At 51.8% G+C, this 253-nt stretch carries 1 pseudogene; it reads left to right on the forward strand.

Annotation, left to right across the window (positions count from 1 at the left end):
- Positions 1-210: pseudogene (locus tag QP978_RS10810) on the forward strand (IS1249 family transposase); the annotation flags it as partial.
- Positions 211-253: the final 43 nt, after the last annotated feature.

The raw sequence follows: 253 nt of genomic DNA on the forward strand, positions 1-253 counted from the left end.
CTGTATCTACATACAGAAGTCCCTGACGATCCGGTCAAGATCGCCAGGGACCAACGATGGGGTCAAGACGCACTTTCCACAGCAACAGACCTGATCACCCACAACACCACAGCCACTACCAATGACATCGGTGCACCAGCAGAATACGACACCGCCATCGACACCAGCTACCAACACAACCTCGGCATCCAAAAAGGCTGGATCAAATAACCGCAACACGCCCGGAAAAGACACACTTTTCTTTACTTAACCC

The organism is Corynebacterium sp. MSK035 (assembly GCF_030232615.1).
In the GTDB taxonomy this organism is placed as follows: domain Bacteria; phylum Actinomycetota; class Actinomycetes; order Mycobacteriales; family Mycobacteriaceae; genus Corynebacterium; species Corynebacterium jeikeium_D.